The organism is Kistimonas ophiarachnellae, assembly GCF_057552235.1.
Map to the genome: position 1 here is coordinate 1 of NZ_BAAJPA010000085.1, position 325 is coordinate 325.

The window sequence follows — 325 nt, forward strand, 5'->3', positions numbered from 1 at the left end:
GGCTGTAATCTGTCGTACGCCTTTGAGCGCCTGTAACGCTTGTACGACAGGGTATCGTGACCATTTTGGCAGATACTCGTCTATCTGCTGCTCCATGAATGTCAGCTGACTCTGACGATCTTCGATGGTATCCATGTACTGCTTGAGAACAACATTCTGCGCAGTCGTTGAAAACACCCGTTCAGATAACCAGAGCCAGTGCTGCCTGCTCCACCGTTTGCCGTGATAAACCTGTTCGTGTCTTAACAGAAAGCTGTTGAGCCGTTGCCTGGCAGCCTTGAGATCGTTGACAAGATCGGTGCGTGCCCGGATCAGGTCGCGCATA

The 325-nt window shown here is 51.7% G+C and carries 1 pseudogene; it reads right to left on the reverse strand.

The features are described 5' to 3' along the window. Positions 1-325: pseudogene (locus tag AC27K1_RS21745) on the reverse strand (IS110 family transposase); the annotation flags it as partial.